23 protein-coding genes are annotated in these 18,372 nt (G+C 31.6%); all 23 read right to left on the reverse strand.

Annotated elements, in window-relative coordinates:
* Positions 1–16: 16 nt before the first annotated feature.
* Entirely contained in the window at positions 17–1,036 is a 1,020-nt protein-coding gene (gene mnmA / locus DZ65_RS0102405) for a tRNA 2-thiouridine(34) synthase MnmA (protein ID WP_024790668.1), read from the reverse strand.
* Positions 1,033–1,806, reverse strand: coding sequence for an ATP-binding protein (locus DZ65_RS0102410; RefSeq protein ID WP_084021772.1), 774 nt, complete (start codon positions 1,804–1,806; stop codon positions 1,033–1,035). The genes mnmA and DZ65_RS0102410 overlap by 4 nt, the downstream gene beginning before the upstream one ends.
* Positions 1,803–2,993, reverse strand: a complete 1,191-nt coding sequence (locus DZ65_RS0102415) for a hypothetical protein (protein WP_024787092.1) — start codon at positions 2,991–2,993, stop codon at positions 1,803–1,805. Before DZ65_RS0102415 ends, DZ65_RS0102410 begins: the two co-directional genes overlap by 4 nt.
* A 134-nt stretch (positions 2,994–3,127) precedes the next feature.
* Positions 3,128–3,817, reverse strand: coding sequence for a 5'-methylthioadenosine/adenosylhomocysteine nucleosidase (locus DZ65_RS0102425; RefSeq protein WP_035908065.1), 690 nt, complete (start codon positions 3,815–3,817; stop codon positions 3,128–3,130).
* The gene (locus DZ65_RS0102430; RefSeq protein ID WP_024787094.1) at positions 3,817–4,557 is read right to left on the reverse strand and encodes a nitrilase-related carbon-nitrogen hydrolase; all 741 of its coding nucleotides are present in this window, start codon (positions 4,555–4,557) and stop codon (positions 3,817–3,819) included. The genes DZ65_RS0102425 and DZ65_RS0102430 overlap by 1 nt, the downstream gene beginning before the upstream one ends.
* Positions 4,554–5,459, reverse strand: coding sequence for an ACP S-malonyltransferase (fabD, locus tag DZ65_RS0102435; RefSeq protein ID WP_024787095.1), 906 nt, complete (start codon positions 5,457–5,459; stop codon positions 4,554–4,556). The genes DZ65_RS0102430 and fabD overlap by 4 nt, the downstream gene beginning before the upstream one ends.
* A gap of 213 nt (positions 5,460–5,672) precedes the next feature.
* Positions 5,673–6,161 carry a peptidylprolyl isomerase gene (locus DZ65_RS0102440; protein ID WP_024790670.1) on the reverse strand — a complete coding sequence of 163 codons (489 nt, stop codon included), beginning with the start codon at positions 6,159–6,161 and terminating at the stop codon, positions 5,673–5,675.
* 35 nt (positions 6,162–6,196) lie between these two features.
* The gene (locus DZ65_RS0102445) at positions 6,197–7,063 is read right to left on the reverse strand and encodes a tetratricopeptide repeat protein (protein ID WP_024787097.1); all 867 of its coding nucleotides are present in this window, start codon (positions 7,061–7,063) and stop codon (positions 6,197–6,199) included.
* A 31-nt stretch (positions 7,064–7,094) separates the two neighbouring features.
* Positions 7,095–7,688 (reverse strand): OmpA family protein, encoded by a 594-nt coding sequence (locus tag DZ65_RS0102450; protein ID WP_024790671.1) that lies wholly within the window; start codon positions 7,686–7,688, stop codon positions 7,095–7,097.
* Between the two features lie 10 nt (positions 7,689–7,698).
* Positions 7,699–8,862: a translocation protein TolB gene (locus DZ65_RS0102455; RefSeq protein ID WP_035908067.1), complete on the reverse strand. Its 1,164-nt coding sequence runs from the start codon at positions 8,860–8,862 to the stop codon at positions 7,699–7,701.
* Complete coding sequence (locus DZ65_RS0102460; protein ID WP_024790673.1) at positions 8,859–9,542, reverse strand: hypothetical protein; 684 nt, start codon at positions 9,540–9,542, stop codon at positions 8,859–8,861. Before DZ65_RS0102460 ends, DZ65_RS0102455 begins: the two co-directional genes overlap by 4 nt.
* Positions 9,539–9,916 carry a biopolymer transporter ExbD gene (locus DZ65_RS0102465; protein WP_024787101.1) on the reverse strand — a complete coding sequence of 126 codons (378 nt, stop codon included), beginning with the start codon at positions 9,914–9,916 and terminating at the stop codon, positions 9,539–9,541. Before DZ65_RS0102465 ends, DZ65_RS0102460 begins: the two co-directional genes overlap by 4 nt.
* Positions 9,903–10,454: a MotA/TolQ/ExbB proton channel family protein gene (locus tag DZ65_RS0102470; RefSeq protein WP_024790674.1), complete on the reverse strand. Its 552-nt coding sequence runs from the start codon at positions 10,452–10,454 to the stop codon at positions 9,903–9,905. Before DZ65_RS0102470 ends, DZ65_RS0102465 begins: the two co-directional genes overlap by 14 nt.
* Positions 10,441–10,815: an ATP synthase F1 subunit epsilon gene (gene atpC / locus DZ65_RS0102475; protein WP_024787103.1), complete on the reverse strand. Its 375-nt coding sequence runs from the start codon at positions 10,813–10,815 to the stop codon at positions 10,441–10,443. Before atpC ends, DZ65_RS0102470 begins: the two co-directional genes overlap by 14 nt.
* A gap of 9 nt (positions 10,816–10,824) precedes the next feature.
* On the reverse strand, positions 10,825–12,228 hold the full coding sequence (atpD, locus tag DZ65_RS0102480; RefSeq protein ID WP_024787104.1) for a F0F1 ATP synthase subunit beta: 1,404 nt from the start codon (positions 12,226–12,228) through the stop codon (positions 10,825–10,827).
* A gap of 9 nt (positions 12,229–12,237) precedes the next feature.
* Positions 12,238–13,113 (reverse strand): ATP synthase F1 subunit gamma, encoded by an 876-nt coding sequence (gene atpG / locus DZ65_RS0102485; protein WP_024787105.1) that lies wholly within the window; start codon positions 13,111–13,113, stop codon positions 12,238–12,240.
* Positions 13,114–13,116: 3 nt separating this feature from the next.
* A complete protein-coding gene (atpA, locus tag DZ65_RS0102490) occupies positions 13,117–14,616 on the reverse strand; it encodes a F0F1 ATP synthase subunit alpha (protein WP_024790675.1) in 1,500 nt (499 codons plus the stop codon).
* A gap of 15 nt (positions 14,617–14,631) precedes the next feature.
* The gene (locus DZ65_RS0102495) at positions 14,632–15,147 is read right to left on the reverse strand and encodes a F0F1 ATP synthase subunit delta (RefSeq protein WP_024787107.1); all 516 of its coding nucleotides are present in this window, start codon (positions 15,145–15,147) and stop codon (positions 14,632–14,634) included.
* The gene (locus DZ65_RS0102500; RefSeq protein WP_024787108.1) at positions 15,147–15,650 is read right to left on the reverse strand and encodes an ATP synthase F0F1 subunit B; all 504 of its coding nucleotides are present in this window, start codon (positions 15,648–15,650) and stop codon (positions 15,147–15,149) included. Before DZ65_RS0102500 ends, DZ65_RS0102495 begins: the two co-directional genes overlap by 1 nt.
* Positions 15,647–16,072: an ATPase gene (locus DZ65_RS0102505; protein ID WP_024790676.1), complete on the reverse strand. Its 426-nt coding sequence runs from the start codon at positions 16,070–16,072 to the stop codon at positions 15,647–15,649. The genes DZ65_RS0102500 and DZ65_RS0102505 overlap by 4 nt, the downstream gene beginning before the upstream one ends.
* 32 nt (positions 16,073–16,104) lie before the next feature.
* The gene (locus tag DZ65_RS0102510) at positions 16,105–16,920 is read right to left on the reverse strand and encodes a ParB/RepB/Spo0J family partition protein (RefSeq protein WP_024791142.1); all 816 of its coding nucleotides are present in this window, start codon (positions 16,918–16,920) and stop codon (positions 16,105–16,107) included.
* On the reverse strand, positions 16,917–17,696 hold the full coding sequence (locus DZ65_RS0102515) for a ParA family protein (protein WP_024791143.1): 780 nt from the start codon (positions 17,694–17,696) through the stop codon (positions 16,917–16,919). Before DZ65_RS0102515 ends, DZ65_RS0102510 begins: the two co-directional genes overlap by 4 nt.
* Entirely contained in the window at positions 17,693–18,343 is a 651-nt protein-coding gene (locus tag DZ65_RS0102520) for a biotin--[acetyl-CoA-carboxylase] ligase (RefSeq protein WP_024787112.1), read from the reverse strand. The genes DZ65_RS0102515 and DZ65_RS0102520 overlap by 4 nt, the downstream gene beginning before the upstream one ends.
* Between the last annotated feature and the right edge of the window lie 29 nt (positions 18,344–18,372).

The following is an 18,372-nucleotide window of genomic DNA, read 5'->3' on the forward strand; positions in this document are numbered from 1 at the left end:
CACAACTCACCACTCACTATCTCTTCGCCCCTCTTATCCATCCACCGCCGAGAAGTTTTTCTCCATCATAAAATACACACGCCTGACCTTTTGCAACTCCAATTGCAGGTTCAAGAAATTTAACCACTGCTTTGCTTTTTGTTTCCATCTTTACAACAGAAGGTAATTTTGGGGCTCGGTATCTGACTTTTGAAAGAGCTGCAAATTCATTTTTTTCTACAAATAAATTTACACCTTTTAAAAAAACCACTCTTTTTTCCAAATCCGCTTTATCGCCTACAATCAGTTTGTTCATTTTTGAATCAATGCCGATAACATACTGGGGCTTGTGTGATTTAAATAAATTAAAGCCTTTTCTCTGACCTATGGTATAAAAAGCATAACCCCTGTGGTACCCTATTTTTTTGCCTTTTTTGTCTATCACCGTTCCTTTTTTTTCGGGTTTGAAATGATTTTTAAGAACATCTATATAATTCGTGTCTATAAAACAGATATCCTGAGATTCTTTCTGGGACGCAAATTCATCAAGTCCTATTTCTTTTGCAATTGCTTTTATTTCATCTTTGCTGTAATTTCCCAAAGGAAAAATAAGTTTGGGAAGCACTTCTTTTTTTATACCGAATAAAAAATAACTTTGGTCTTTGTTTTTATCTTTTGCTTCATATAGAAATTTCCCGTCGTTTCTTACATAATGCCCTGTCGCCGCTTTCTCGCATTTATATTTTTCCAAAAATTTCATAAAAATTCCAAATTTTATTTTTATATTACACATAGCACAGGGATTGGGGGTAGAACCTTCTTCATAACTTTTTACAAAATATTCATACACTTCTTTTTTAAATTCTTCCTCCACGTCCTCAACAAAATATTCAAATCCGATTTTTTTAGATAATTTTTCTATTTTTTTTAAATTTTGAGAATGATTGAGTTTATGCATTTTCATATATATGCCGATTACTTCATAACCTTTTTGTTTTAAAAGATAAGCACTTACAGCACTGTCCACCCCTCCACTAATTCCAAGCAATACCCTCATTTTAAATATTCCTTCATAAAAAAAGTATCACAGTCTATATTTGAAAATGCGCTCTCAAGTCTTTGAAAGAGTTTTGGATTTTCTTTTTCCATAACTTTAAGCCAGTTTTTTATTTTTTCCCTTGCATACGGTTCTTTGCCGTCACTTGCTTTAAATGCAAGACAGCTCTCTTCTCCACTGATTATTGGAAAATTATTTTTATTTGCCATATATTCTATCCATTTTTCCCGAACTTTTATCATAGGCCTGATTACATCAAGCCCTGTATAAGCTCTATATTTTGGAGGCATTGAACGCATTATACCGTTATAAAAAAGTCCCATAAAAAAAGTTTCCACCGCATCGTCAAAATGATGCCCTAAAGCCAATTTATTATATCCAAGCTCTTTTGCTTTTGTATAAAGTGCACCTCTTCTCATTCTTGCACAAAAACTACAGGGAGACGACCCGGGACGCTTTTTTTCTTCCAAAATTTCAAAAATAGGTGTTTTATACCAGATATATTCAATTCCGAATTTTTCACAATGCTCTTTCAAAGGGGTATAATCTATTCCACTCCCTGCATCTATAGTAACAGCAGCCAAATCAAAATTAAAAGGTGCAATAAGCTGCATTCTTTTTAACACATGAAGTAATACAAAAGAATCTTTTCCTCCGCTAAATGCCACTAAAACCTTATCGCCCGATTTAATAAGCTCAAACTCCCCCTGAACACGCCCTACAAATTTTGTAACTTTTTTAGAAAAAAATATATCTTTTATGGGATTCACTTAATTTCTTCCCCATTGACAAACAGTTTTGAATTTTTCAAATTTATATTAAGTATAACTTTTCCGCCCTTTTTATTGGCAAGAGCAAAAACAAATGCGCTTTTAGGAAATAAATTCATAAGAACTGTGGCTATTTCTGGCGAACTCTCGTAATAAATATGGGAATTTAAAAAACTTAAATTATTTTCCTCTAAATCTTTTTGCAGATTATTATCAGGTTTTATTTTTAAATCGGCATCAATCAAAAAATATCCCAAATCTTTTTTTGTAACCTCAATATTTTTAATCTTGGAATTTAAATTAATTTCAAATCCTTTTTTTAAAAGTTCAAGTGTCAATTCTTTAGTTATATTGACATCATTTGTATTTGCAATTGAAATTAATGATTTCGTATCTAATTTTGAAATATTTACATTTAACATAAATTGGTTTATATTTAAATAATCGCTTATAAATTTATCAAAAGAAAATTTGCTTATTATATTTGTTTTTTCTTTAAAATCTGTATTAGTAAGGGTATGAATGTTTTCTATTTGAAACCTGTTTTTTCCAAAATTTAAAAACACATTAAAATTATTTTCACTTTTAAAATTGTCTTTTTTATAAAATGAGCTGTTTTTGATATTTTTAATTTCCAACAACACATTTTTCATTTTTAAATACACATCACCAATATTTAATTTATTATTGACAATTTCACTGTATTCAAGAATTCCTTTAATATCTTTAACCCCAGCATTTATGTGGTTAAACGGCAAATTTATATCTTCAAATTTATAAGTATAAACCTTAAAATTAGGAGTAGTTGCAAAAAATTTGATTTTTTTGTCAAATAAAGTGTTTATTTTGGCTTCGTCTGCTTTATCATTTAAATCAATTTTTTCCAAAACACCTTTAAAATTAACTTTTGTAACAGGCAGATTGTTAAATGTTGTTTCCACTTTAAAATATAAATCTTTAATAAAATTATTATTCAGTTTTTTACCAGGAATATCCACCAAAAAAATCCTGTCTGTTTTTAAATATCCGCTTTTATTTTTAATTTCTTTTATTTTTATCCCCTGTTGCTGTTGCAAGCTCAAAAGCATGGTGTCAAATTTTGAATTCATAAGTTTTGAAAAAATAAAAGGCGTTATTGCCATCATTATCAAAAGAGTCAAAAACATTACAACTAATTTATTTTTCATAAAATTCCTTTTTTAATTTTACTTTTTTCACTATGACCGCTTTCAAGGAGCAAATCCCATTTTCCATTTTCCACCATGGCCGTTTTTCAAACGGCCAGGTGAGCTTTATTCGCTTTGTTCATTTTCGCTCATTTTCAATCTTCCATAACTTTCAGCATTTCTATCAAAAATTTGGCGCTAACTTTGCTGCTATCTTCTAAAAATTTATCAAAATCAACCCCGGCACCTTCTTCTGCGCTGTCACTTATGGCCCTTAACATAAAAAAAGGAACATTTTCATTAAAACATACACATCCTACCGCCCCGCCTTCCATTTCAATGGCACTTGCTTTAAATGTTTTGGCAATCCACTCTTTACGCTCACGTGAATGGATAAACTGATCTCCGCTTGCAATAATTCCTTCTTTTAATTTTATATTTAAATTTCTTGCAACTTTTTTAGCAATATTATTTAATTCTTCATCACAGTCAAAAAAAACCTGACTCTCAGGAATAAAACCCGGTTCATAACCAAACACAGTTAAATCAATATCATGCTGGCATGTTTTTGTGGCAATAATTAAATCCCCTATTTTCAAATCCCGTTCAATTACACCTGCAACACCGCTGAAAAGTAAAATTTCGGCATTGAATTTTTCTATTAAAACAGCGGCGGTTAAAGCGGCATTTACTTTGCCTATTTTAGAATAAGCCAAAACCAAATTAATATTTCTAAATTTGGCAATATAAAACTTATTATTTGCGTATTCTACAACTTCTTTTAATTTTAAATATTTTAAAATAGGCTCAAGTTCCTCCCTCATAGCACACATAATAGCTACCATCAGTTTTTCCTTAAAAAATATTTTTGGGTAAAAGTAAGTTTATTGTTTAATTCGCATTCAATCAATTCTTCTTCAAAATATTCCGCTTTTATCTCAATTTCGCCCTTTGGATTAACAACCCTGCTTCCCCCCCAAAATCCAAGACCGTCTTCAAATCCTACACGATTGCAAAAAGCAACATATCCACCGCTTAAAATAGCCATTGTTTTTAAAATACTTTCCCACTGTTCTTCAATTAACAGTTTTTTTTCTTTAAATTCCCTTGCGGGGGAAGCTGAAATTACAATAATTAAATCCGGTTTCTCTTTTGCCACAAAATCAATTGCATCGCCGCTAAATACATCTTCGCATATAAACATAACAGTTTTCCCAAATTTAGTATTAAAATATTTAAAATCATCTCCTCTGAAGAAAAATCTGCCTTCTTCAAACACCCCGTAAGTTGGCAGATATTTTTTATTATGAATTATTAATTCTTTTTCCAAATAAACGGCACTATTATATATTCTGCTGTCTATTTTTAAAGCAGCCCCCAATACCACATCTTTATTAAATTGAAGCCTTTTAAAAAAATCTACATTAAAAGCATCTTCAAGCAGGGCGTCTTTTATTTTATATCCGTTCATACTGAGTTCCGGGAAAATAATTAAATCGGCATCCGTTTTATTTACATATTCAATGTGTTTATTTAAATTATCGGGGCTTAGTTTCGGTTTTATCTGTGCAAGTGCTATTTTCATAACGCCAACACCTTCTCAAGACTCACCATATCTGTAATAGGATATGTTTTTTTCTTTGTAATTTTTCTGTTTATACCCATTAAAACTTTTCCTCCGAATTCTACAAAAAAGTCTGTTTCATCTTCATAATTTTTGATTGACTGTTTATATAAAACAGGCTTTGTAAGCTGAATCGGTAAAACTTCCAACGCTTTTTGTTTAGTATTATATTTTTTTGCAGTTACATTGCTTACAACATCTTTAAATTCATTTTTCAATGATTCTCCCAATAATTCCCTTAAAGGTTCGGTTGCACTTTCAAGCAATGGACAGTGACTTGCCACGCTCATATTAAGAAGCATTACCCTTTTAGCACCTTTTTCTTTTAAAACTCCTTCCAATTGAATTAAATCATCTCTGATTCCGGCTATTACAATTTGACCGTCACTGTTATAATTTGCAGGCCACACCTGTAAGCCTGATTTTTTACATACTTCTTCCACTGCATTGTCATCAAGCCCCAAAACCACCATCATACTCCCGATTTTATCTTTAAAGGCCGCATTCATTAATTTGCCTCTACTGTGCACTAATTTAATGGCATCAGCCAAATTAAAGGCGCCGGCACTGAAAAGTGCACTAAATTCGCCCAATGAATGTCCAAGAGAAAAATTATAAGTAAAATCCCTGTTTTGCTCAAAAAGTTTAAAAGCTATTGCTGAATACAATAAAATTGCCGGCTGGGTGAATTCGGTTTTATTAATTTCATCATTTTCCTCAAACATCAGTTTTTTAAAATCAATTTTTATTGCATCGCTTGCAATTTCAAACATTTCACGGGCTTTTTCTGAATTTTCATAAAAATCTTTTCCCATTCCAATAAACTGGCTGCCCTGTCCCGGGAATAAAAGAGCGAGTTTCATTTCATTCCTTTTTTTATATAATTATAACAAAGTGAAAAGTGAAAAATGAAGGAACTGATTAAATGGAAGTAATATATAAAAATTACTTCAAAGATAAAAATTAACAGCTCAGTGCACGATATAAAAAATAAAAGAAGAATTAATTAAATTAATAAATATTATTTCTCTTACATAATAGCGTCAGACACTAATTAATATAAAAAGAGCGGCAGCCTAATGGCATCCGCATCCTTCCCCACATTCACACGCATTTCCGCCGACCTGACCTGTTAAAGCTTCGTCTGCTGTTGCATCTCTTTTACCTACAACTTTTACGTCAAAATATAAATCTTCTCCCGCTAACGGATGATTATAATCTATTGTAACATTTTGATCGTCGAAATCTTTTACTGTTACCGCAATAGTTTGCCCGTCAGGAGATTGACCGTAAAGTGTCATTCCTTTTTGAAGTTCAATTCCTTCGAATTGTTCTCTTGGAAGAGTTTGAACAGCTTCTTCGTTTCTTTCCCCGTAAGCTTCACCCGCAGGTACAGTTACGCTTTTTTCTTCTCCGGCTTGCATATTTACTATTTCTTTTTCAAGACCAGGAATAATTTGTCCTTTTCCTGCTACAAATTCGAGCGGAGCCTGTCCTTTATTGGTATCAACAACTTCACCTTCTTTATTTTTCACTGTATATTCTATTGAATAAACTTCTGCCATAATGTTCCTTTATTATTTTTAAGCAGTATAACATATTATTTCAATTTTTCCAACTCTTTTTTTGCCAACTTTAAATATTTTGAATTTTTAAAATCATTAATCAGTTTTTCAAATGTAAGCAAAGCCTCTTTTTTCATTCCGAGTTTTTCAAAACTTATACCTGTATGATATAAAAGCTTATCGGTAAAAGAGGTTTTTTTAGGATAAAGGGTTATACTTTTTTTATAAAATGCCAAAGCATCTTTATAATTTTTGTTTTTAAAAGATATTTCACCCAGATAAAAGCTGCTGGTCGCCGGCATATAATTTGAATTCAGTGATATTAAAAACAAATTTTTAGCCTTCTTTAATTTACCTGAAAAATATAATTTTTTTGCTTTTTTATATGCAGCTTTAGGTGAAATATTTTGTTTTTTTATCTGATTTAAAATATCCTGAATAGAAGATGTTAAGTATTTAAAATTCTGATTTTGTATTTTCACTATTTCATTTATACTCTCTTTTAATTTGGAATAATTGTTGTTTAATACAGTAATATTGTTTTCCATACCGCTGATATTGGCCTCAAGATTTGATATACGCTTTTTTATATTAACCATATTGTTATTTAATAAATCTATTTCATCAAGCATTGTCTTGATTGCCTGGGATTTGTCTTTCAAATCGTTAATAGTTTCGTCATATTGGACAAATTTTTGTGTAAATTCGTTTTTTATTTTTTTTAACTCATTTTTTAATGAATTTATATTTTTCAGTACGTTGTTTATTGATTTTTTATTATTTAATATAGCTTTTTCATCAGGTGTTAAACCGTAAGGATTGGGAGAATTTAAATTACCAGCATTAAAAGGGTTAACATCTGCAAATAATAATAACGGAAGTAAAAAAAGAAGTTTTTTCATACAATTCCTTTTTAAAGGAATTGTATCTAAATTATGGAAGATAAGTAAAATTATCCCTTCTGTTTAATCTCCAGCACCATTTGGCATGAGCTGTACATACCGGATTTAATTCACCATAACTTATTACAGTTAATTTTTTAGGATCAACACCAAGTTTTATAAGCGCATTTTTTACACTGTTTGCCCTTTTTAACCCTAAAGCGTAATTATATTCTTCTGTTCCCCATTCGTCACAGTTACCTTCAATTCTTATAGTGTAATTAGATGGATTGCTTTTAATAAGTTCAGCTAATTTTTCCACTTTCGGCCACTGGTCAGCTCTTATATTGTATTTGTCAAAATCAAAATAAATTACTATACCTGAGAGTTTTTTTGCAAATTCTTCATTTGCGTTTTGTGCACTAACTTTTGCTCCTCCCAATGTTTCTTCTTCAACGTTTGCATTTTCGGTATTTACACTCGCATTTTGCTCTGAAGCATTTGCATTTGCATTTACATTTTGTTCTGTTTGCTGTGACTGTGCCCCGGTATTTACATTTTGGGCATTTTCCAAACTCGGCTGTTTAGAACATCCTGCTAAAAACAAAACTGCCGCTGCTACACCTACCAATAATTTTTTTTTCATTTTTTCTCCTTTACCAGTCAAATGATTGTAATATTTTTGGCAACTTATAATAAAAAACCTTGTTTTCATTTAAACGTATTATACCAATTTTACTGAAAAAATTCTCTCTTTTTATAAACATTATTGAATTTCCATCCACTGAAAAATTGGCATACATATTCTGACCGCCGAATGTAAGTCTTTTTAAGCTGTCATCATCTTTATTAATCAAAAAAAGATTAAATGTATTGCTTTTAAAAGCGTTGTTTGTTTCTCTTACACTCACAACCAGATAATTTTTATATGTATCAACACCTATTTGATTTTTACCCTGATACAAAACTCTCGATACATTCCCGCTTTTTAAATCTTTTGAAAAAACAAGGGGTATACCGTATCTGTCACTTACAAATACTATTTTATCATAATTATCTCCCCAAAATTTGCCGCTTACATCTATACCAGAATATGTTGTAAGCCTTATTAATTTTTTAGTGTTTATATCATATTCATAAACATCCGGGAGCCCTTCAGGGGCCAATGTCAATAAAATTTTATTTCCTTTTACATCAGATACAATTGCAAGGCCCGGTGAAGTTAAAATTTTTTCTTTTTTCCCGGTATAAATATTATATTTATATATTACGGCATATCTTCCGAGTTTTGTATAATAAATTGTGCTTTGTTTTTTATCCGCCCATTTAGGGAAAATATTGAGCCCTCCACTAATCAATCTTTTTTTATAAGAAAGCGTATAATCGGATATATAAATATTTGCTTCTTTTGGCGCAACAAGCATGGAATAAACAACTTTTCTGATTAAAAATTTTGCATCGGGCAGATTAAAATATCTGTTTAAATCATATACGGCTTTATGTACCAAAAAAGGGAAAAACGCATATGTATTTGATTTATAAATTTTGGTTAAAACAATATTATTGTTGTTTATATATTTTACTTTTAATGTTTTATTTTTATATTCAAAATCAAATTTAAAAGAAGTGTTATTGTCATTAAAAGAGTAATTAAAATGATCAAGCACATTTAAATCCATTTTAAGAATTTTAAAAACATTTTTATCTCCTCTGAATTCTATCGATATATGAGGCTTATTTTGCAGATATTTTGTAATTACAATTTCATTTGCAAAAAGTGATATTGCAAATATAAAACATAATAGTAATTTTTTAATCATTTATTGGCCTTTGTTATAAATTTTACCGTAATATCAAATTTTTTATCAAATGTTAATTTTTCTATCTCCCCAATCAATTCCCGCTGTCTGTTTTCATCCAGATTACTTTCTAATATATAAGCATTGGTTTTACTGCCGTCAAATACAATGTTTATTTTAGCATATTCTCCGATTATATTGGAAATGTTATTCCAAAGAGGAGAGAGCTTTTTAACTATTAAATTTTCAATTTCTTTATCACTTAAATTTCCCCCTCCCCCGATTAAAGAAACATTAAAATTAATGGTTTTCACTTTTTTTAATTCTTCTTCAATCCCTTTATACCTGCTCATATCAAGCTGTGATTTACGTTTTATTTTTTCTGTATCGACATTATAATTAACTGTTTTGAAAATATCGTTAATTTTTATATTTTTTCCGCCTTTTGTAAAAGCTGAAATTGAACCTTTTTTTATTTTTTTTACAATTTTTTTTACCGGTTTATTTTTTTGTTTATTAATCTGCTTTTTGACAGTACTTTTAGGAGTGTTTATAATAGATTTTTTATTTGCAGGAACTACAATTGCGGTATGTATTAAAACTTCTTTTTTTTTCTTGGGTTGATTAAAAATAAGCACAAAAAAAAAGATAATTATAGAATATACAATTAATGTGAGAAAAAAAGATACAAAGATTCTCATTGGGTAAGAAGCCCTATTTGTGTAAAGCCTGTTTTAACAACAGCCGCATATATTTTCATAAAATCTTTATATTTTATATCTTTATCTGCCGCAATATAAACTAAAGCGTTTTTATTAAAATTTCCGTATTTTAAATTGAAATTTTCCAAAAAATCTTTAAACGGTAATTCTTCCTTATTGACATAAACTTTTAAATTTTTATTAATAACTATATTAATGGCCGCTTTTTTCACAGCCGGTGATGTTCTGCTTCCTTTTGGCAGATTAACGCTTTTTTCCTGATATGTGTTCATGGTGACTGAAACCATTAAAATTGCCAACAACACAAGCATAATGTCCACAAAAGGAGTAATATTAAGTTCAGGTTTTTTCATCTGCTAAGAAAACATCCTTTTGTATTTTTAAAATACTTTCCAAATCTTCTATTTTTTTAGAGAGAATCTGATGAAAACTGTAAGCGGGAACAGCGGTAATTATACCAACGGCCGTTGCAATTAAGGCATCTGCAATAGAAGGTGCAATCATATTGATAGTGGTAACCTTTTCCATAGAATTAAAAGCGTCAAGTATACCTATTACAGTTCCGAAAAGTCCGATAAAAGGGGCTGTAGATGCAACAATACTTAAAAAAACTATAAAACTGCTTGCCTTTTTTTTGGCTGCTTCAATACATGCGTCAAAAGAATATTTATTTATCTCTTTTGAATTTTCAATACAGCTTTTTAAAGAAGATTTAATAGAAAAATTATTACTCATAAGCAAAGAATTTAAAGATTCCTCTTCATTTTTTATCCAGGAAGACAAAGTTAAATATTTATAAAAAAAAACAAAAAAAACAAAAAAAAGATAAATTCCCAGCCATCCCAAAACAACGATGTTTACAGGATTGCTAAGAACCTTATCTAATAGCATTCTCTATCTTTGCTTCAACATCTGCGTAAAGAGCGTCACTTGAAATAGCTTCTTTTAGAAGTTTTTTAGCCTCTTCCATTTTTTTGGCAATTTCACTTTCATCGGGTCCCGTAACAGGAACGGCAGATGAAATTAAAACATTGGTATGATCGGGGGCTACTTCAACATATCCTTTATCAATAGCGATAATCTCTTTTTTACCGTCAGGTTTAATTAAAGTGATAATTCCGGGATGAAGAGAAGTAACAAGCGGTGCATGATTGTCCAATACACCGAATTCCCCTTCTATTCCGGGGAAATATGCTTCTTTAACTTCACCTTCATAAACTTTGCCAAGAGGTGTTACAATTTCTACTTTCATATTTTACCTTTATTTAGCCTTCATTTTTTCGGCTTTTTCCTTAGCTTCGTCTAAATCTCCCACCATATAGAACGCATTTTCAGGTAAATCGTCAACTTTTCCTTCAAGAATTTCTTTAAATCCTGCAATAGTTTTATCATGTTCTACATATCTACCGTCTGCACCTGTAAATACTTTAGCTACAAAGAACGGCTGAGATAGGAATTTTTCAATTTTTCTGGCTCTTGCAACAATTAATTTATCTTCTTCACTAAGTTCATCCATACCCAAAATTGCAATAATATCTTGAAGATCTTTATATTTTTGCAATACTTCCTGAACTTCTCTTGCTACTTTATAATGTTCTTCTCCGACAATTTGAGGGTCAAGAATTCTACTTGTTGAATCAAGCGGATCAACTGCCGGATAAATACCTTTTTCAGCAATTTTTCTGTTAAGAACGGTTGTCGCATCCAAGTGTGCAAATACATTTGCAGGCGCCGGGTCTGTCAAGTCGTCAGCAGGTACATATACTGCCTGGATAGATGTAATTGAACCGTTTTTAGTTGATGTAATTCTTTCTTGCAGTCTTCCCATTTCTGTTGCAAGTGTAGGCTGATAACCAACCGCACTTGGAATTCTTCCAAGAAGCGCTGACATTTCCGCACCCGCTTGGGCAAATCTGAAAATATTGTCGATAAACATCAATACATCCCTGTGCTCTTCGTCTCTGAAATATTCAGCCATAGTAAGACCGCTCATAGCAACCCTGTTTCTACATCCTGGAGGTTCGTTCATCTGACCGTAGCACAAAGCAACTTTATCCAAAACGCCGCTTTCTTTCATTTCGTTATAGAGGTCGTTTCCTTCCCTTGTTCTTTCGCCTACTCCGGCAAATACTGAATAACCGCTGTGTTTATATGCAACATTATGGATAAGTTCCATAATAATAACTGTTTTACCGACACCTGCACCACCGAACAGACCTGTTTTACCACCTTTCATATAAGGGCATAACAAATCCACAACTTTAATACCTGTTTCAAAAATTTCCATTTTTGTTGACTGGTCTTCAAACGCAGGAGCGCTTCTGTGAATAGACCATCTTGGCGCATCCGCAGGGACCGGTTCACCTTCATCAATCACATCACCGGTAACATTAAAGATTCTTCCAAGCACTACTTCACCTACAGGAACAGATATAGGTGCACCTGTTGAAACCACTTTTGTACCTCTGACAAGCCCGTCAGTCAAATCCATTGCAACTGTTCTTACGATATTGTCTCCTATTTGAGCGGCGACTTCCAATACCACTTTTTTCTTTTTACCTTCTGCTTCAAACTCTACATATAAAGCCTCGTTAATAGCCGGTAGATTTTCTTCAAATTCTACATCAACTACAGGACCTAAGACTTGTAAAACTTTACCTTCCATATTACTCCTTTATTTTTTCATTGCTTCAATAGCAGTCACTATTTCAATCAATTCTCTTGTAACATTTTCCTGTCTGACTTTATTAAACTGAAGTGTCAATTGATGAACCATATCTTTTGCATTGTTTGTTGCCGCATCCATTGCCTGCATTCTGGCACTGTGTTCCGCAGCAAGAGAATCAAGCAAAGCAAAATAAAGTGAATATTCCAAATACTGTTTGACTAATGTCTCTAAAATAATTTCGTAATCCTGATCTGGTTCAACCTCAAGATAAACATTGCTTTCTTCTTCTTCCACTTCAATTGGTAAAAGTTCTTTTACTTCTACTTTTTGAGTCAGTTTGTTCACATATCCGTTATGAACAAGTATAATGTTATCTATATTGTTTTGAATAAAGTCATGATAACTCGTTTCTATAATTTCTTTAGCCTTTTCGTAATCAGGGGCGGAACTGAGGCCTATAATTTCCTCACTCATTTCTATTCCCATAAATTTAAAATATTCAATCGCCTTTTTCCCTATTACCTTTAGTCTGATTTTAACTTTTTTTTCTTTTAATTCTTTTATAAGATTTAAGGTTTCCTTGATTGTATGGATATTAAATCCTCCACAAAGACCTTTATCGGCGGTAATGACAATTAAATCGATTTTTTGAGTGTTTACTTTTGCAAATGCCCTTAAATCGATAACATCCTTAACTGCGCTGAGTTTAGATGATATTTCATGCATTACTTCATCTATCTTTTTGGCATATTCCCTTGAGCGAATCAACGCTTCTTCCGCTCTTTTTAATTTAGCGGTGGAAACCAGCTTCATCGCCCTGGTTGTTTTTTGAGTATTTTTAACACTGCTTATTTTTTGTTTTAATTCTTTTAAGGTTGCCATTTATTATCCCTCAAACTGAGTTTTAAATTCTTCTAGGGCTTTTTTCAATATCTCTTCTGTTTCGGCATCAAGAAGTTTTTTACTTCTGATATTTTCAAAAATCTGAGGATATTTTGCTTCTACAAACGGATAAAGCTCATCTTCAAATTTTCTTATACTTCTTACAGAAATATCATCAAGATACCCTTTTGTTCCCGCATAAATAATTACGACCTGTTTTTCTACCGGTAAAGGCTGGTTAGCAGGCTGTTTTAGAATTTCAACCAATCTTTGTCCACGCTCTAACTGTTTTCTGCTCGCTTCATCCAAATCACTTGCGAATTGTGCAAATGCCTCAAGTTCTCTGTATTGAGCCAAATCCAGTCTTAATGTACCGGCAACCTGTTTCATCGCCTTAATCTGAGCGGCTCCTCCAACCCTTGAGACTGATAAACCGACATTAATTGCAGGTCTTATACCTTTATTGAATAAATCTGTTTCAAGGAAAATTTGTCCGTCTGTAATTGAAATTACATTTGTCGGAATGTATGCCGCAACATCCCCGCCTTTTGTTTCAATAATAGGCAAAGCTGTTAAACTTCCCGCTCCTAATTTATCGCTTAATTTCGCAGCTCTTTCAAGAAGTCTTGAATGCAAATAAAATACATCCCCAGGATATGCTTCCCTTCCCGGTGGTCTTCTAAGTAAAAGTGACATTTCTCTGTATGCATCCGCATGTTTGCTTAAATCGTCATATACAATCAATCCGTGTTTTCCGTTGTCTCTGAAATATTCTCCCATTGTAACACCTGCATAAGGTGCCAAAAATTTAAGAGACGCAGCTTCACTTGCACTTGCGTTTACAACAATTGTGTATTCCATAGCACCGTGTTCTTCAAGTGTTCTTACTATATTTGCAACAGTTGATTGTTTCTGACCTACCGCAACATAAATACAAACAACATCCTGACCCTTTTGGTTGATTATAGTATCAATCGCAACAGTGGTTTTACCCGTTTGTCTGTCCCCGATTATAAGTTCTCTTTGTCCCCTTCCAATCGGTACCAAGGCATCAATTGCTTTTAAACCTGTTTGAAGCGGTTCGTGAACAGATTTTCTTGCCATAATTCCAGGCGCTTTTTCTTCTACATATCTGTATTCGGCAGCTTCAACAGGCCCTTTTCCGTCAATCGGCTCACCCAAAGCATTTACAACTCTACCGATAAGCGCATCCCCAACCGGCACGGAAATTAATCTTCCAAGTCTTTTTACAGAGCTTCCTTCGGTAATATCTGTTCCACTTCCGAGAACAACGACACCTACATTGTCTGCTTCAAGGTTGAACACCATACCTTTTTCACCGGTTTCAAATTCAACCATTTCACCAGCCATAACATTTGTAAGACCGTAAACTTTAGCAATACCGTCAGCTGAATAAATAACTTTACCTACTTCTTCAACATCTACTTTCAAATCGAAATTTTCGATTCTCTCTTTTATTATTGAAGTGATTTCTTGTACCACATATACTCCTTTCTTTTAGATTGCTTTTAATATATCTGTAATTATATCTTGTTTAATTCTGTTTTCGTCTATGGAAACTTCAACATTCAACACATCAACAAAAACTTTAATTCCGTTAATATCTTTTTCCTTTAAACTAAGTTTTATTGCAGCATTAAATTTTGAAGAAAGTTTATCTTCAAGCGCTTTTAGAGTTTCTCCACTTATATGACCTTCCGCGGTTCCGTCGAAAGTATTATTGGAAATTGAAAGCTTGGCATGGTAATTTTTAAAAATATCTTTAATTATGTCTATTCTTTTATTTTCATTTAAAATTCTAACAAAATTAATAAATTTTTTATTTTCACATTCTGTAACAGTTTGTATAAATTTCAATTTTTCTTCTGTACTTAAAAGGGGAGATTTCAATATAAGCATAAATTTTGGGTTTTTGCTTAAAAAAGCCAGTTTTTTTAAAGCTTCAAATATTTCTTTTTGTTCTTCTTTGTTTAAAGAAGCCATAAGAGCTTTTGTATATTTTTCAACTATCATTATGCAGCCTTTAAAATAAGTTTTGCAGCGTCTTCACTGCTTATATGTATATCTTTAAAGATTTCATTCATAAATGATTTAACAACATCTTTTTTGGCTTTTCTGAGTTCACTCTCTTTATAAACTTCAAACAGTTTATCCATTGCCGCAAGTTCACCTTTTGTATCTTCCATAATTTTATTGGAGATAACAACAGCTTCGTTTTTTGAATTTTCAATTATCTCTTTGGCTGTTATTTTAGCTTCTTCAAGTTTTGCTTCCAATTCTTCTTTTTTAACTTTGGCTTCTCTTAATTTATTTTCAACTTCCTGAAATCTTGAAGCTATATTTTCTTTTCTTTTTTTAAAAAAATCAACAGCCCTGTTTCCGACCAAATACCATAAAATTGCAACAAAAATTAAAAAGTTAATCGTTCTTGGAATAAAATCGGTTGAACTTATCCCGCCTTCCGCTGCAAATGAAAACACACTTAAAATCAATGTTAAAAAGGATATTTTTTTCATGCCACATTCCTTATTTTATTTTCAAGTATTGTTTTAATTTCATCTTTTCCTTTTAAGAGTTCATTCAAAATTTTCTCTTTTTCAATTTCAATTTCTTCAGCAAGTTTTGCTTTTGCTTCTTCTATTTGAGCCTGTTTTTGAGCTTTTTGCTCTTCTGAGAGGGCTAAAGCTTTTGCTCTTGCTTCTTCTCTTATTTTACCGGCCTCAGTTTTTGCTTTCTTTAAAATTTCTTTAATCTCATTTTCCAGTTTTTCTGTTTCTTCGGAATTGACATTAATCATTTTCATCTGTTCGGCAAGTTTAATTTCTCTTTCTTCCATAAAATTAATCAATGGTTTAAAAAGCCATTCGTTTAACAAATAAAGCGTAATTAAAAAAATAACAGCTACACCGACCATCAACCAGATATTCAGTTCAAGCATTAATTCTCCTTTTTTGAAATTTTAACATAATTTTAACTTATTATTTCAATTAATTTTTTTAATTTTTCAATATCTTTTTCATTTTTCCACATAATTTTAATAAATTTATTCCCTATTTCTACTTTTATGCCTAATTTTTTTAAATTATCGGCCAACTTTGTAACTTCTGGTAGTATTGTTTCTTTGTTTTTTATTTTATTAACGAGTTTTTCCGTTTCTCTTACATTTAACTTTTTATTATTAATTTCATTTATAACTTCTTCCAATTCTTCTTTATTTAAATTAGACATAATTTTTGCATGTCCGACACTGATTTCGTTATTTTTTATTTTTTCCTGAACAAATTCGGGTAAGCTCAAAAGTCTTAATAAATTTGTCACATAACTTCTGCTTTTTGAAACAATTTTTGCAAGCTCTTCATGGGTGTAACCGTGTTCGCTCATTAAATTTTGCAATGATTTGGCTATTTCAACAGGATTTAAATCTTCTCTTTGTATATTTTCAATTAAAGCATATTCCCTTAGTTCATTAATGTCCAAATCCAATATCAAAGCTTTTATTTCTGTTTTGCCAAGTTTTTTAAAAGCCCTCAGTCTCCTCTCTCCGGCTATTAAAATGTAATTATCTTCGTTTTTTATAACTACTATAGGCTGTAAAAGTCCGTATCTGTCAATAGAAAGTGCAAGTTCTTCAATAGATTTTTCATCAAATTCTTTTCTTGGCTGAAATGGATTGGGTTTTATTTTTTCTACTTCAATTTCTTTTAAACCCTCATCCGGCAGATCTTTTAAATACCCGGCCTCCACGTCTTCTAAGATAGCTCCAAGCCCTTTACCCAGTCTTTTCATCTGTTTTTCTCCAGGATGGATTTTGCCAACAGTTCATAAGCAAGGGCGCCTGAGCTTTTAATATCATATGTAATTACAGGCATACCAAAACTCGGAGCTTCTGCAAGACGGACATTTCTCGGTATTACTATAAATTTATTATCACTTTTAAACATATTGTCTCTGAAATGTTTGATTATATCATGCAAAACCTGTTTTGAAAGATTATTGGATTTTGTGTACATAGTAGGAAGAATCCCTTTAATTTCAAGCTTCGGATTTTTGGTTCTTCTTAAAAGTTTTATGGTTTGTAAAAGCTGCCCCAGTCCTTCAAGCGCAAAATATTCTGTCTGGACAGGAATAATCACACTGTCGCTGGCGGAAAGCGCGTTTATTGTAATAATTCCGAGTGTGGGAGGTGTATCTATAATTATATAATCGTAATTATTTTTAATTTCTTTTAATTTTTTCTTTAAAACTAATTCTTTATCTTCTAAATCGTCAAATTCTCTTTCAATCCCTATAAGTCCTATGTTGGAAGGAATTAAATCAAGAGTTGAAATTTTGGTATTTAATATTACTTCATTTATAGATTTGGAGCCTATTAACACATGATAAAGGTTAAATTCATAATCGCTTTTATAAAAACCGAGAGATGATGTTGTATTTGCCTGAGGATCAGCATCTATCAAAAGAACTTTTTTTTCATTTATTGCAATAGATGCCGCCAAATTTACAGCGGTGGTGGTTTTACCAACGCCCCCTTTTTGATTCGCTACAGAAATTATTTCTATCATCTTCTTGAATAAACCCTTTTATTTTTTATTTTCAAACTTCCATCATCCTCTAAGATTCCATCTATATCAAATAAATTTTTAGTTTTTTCAAATTCTTTTTGATACTCATTAATAATTTCTTCCCAGCTGTAATTATATATGTTTTTCAAAAAGCCTTTTAGAATTTTATCATTTTTTATTTTCAAATCCAAACCGGCAAAATTATTTGAGGGTGATTTTTTTGTATTAACTCCTATACCTACTGTTAAAATATCTTTTTTAAATTGGCTTAAAACCCCGCAAACTTTTTTTAAATCTTTTGTATATAAATCATTTGGCCACTTCATAAACAAATTTAAACCAAAATTTTCCAATGTTTTTTTCATTACAAAAGCAAAAAAAATCGAAAGACTCTGAATCGGAATATTAAGATTATTCTTTAGGGCAAATGAAAAAAACAAATTTCCCCTCTCCCCCAGCCATCTGTTTCCCCTGCTTCCAATCCCTTCTGTCTGATATTCGCTCCAAACACAAACAGGCAGTTTGTATTTATCTATATTTTCAATCAAATATTTCTGGGTTGAATCAATCTTATTAAAATATATTATCTCCCATACAACATTTACAATTCTCCATTTTTCGCATTGCTCATTTTCGCCCATTTTCATTTTACACTTTTCACTTTCCACTTCTCTCT

The sequence above is a fragment of the Lebetimonas sp. JS032 genome (assembly GCF_000523315.1).
In the GTDB taxonomy this organism is placed as follows: domain Bacteria; phylum Campylobacterota; class Campylobacteria; order Campylobacterales; family Nautiliaceae; genus Lebetimonas.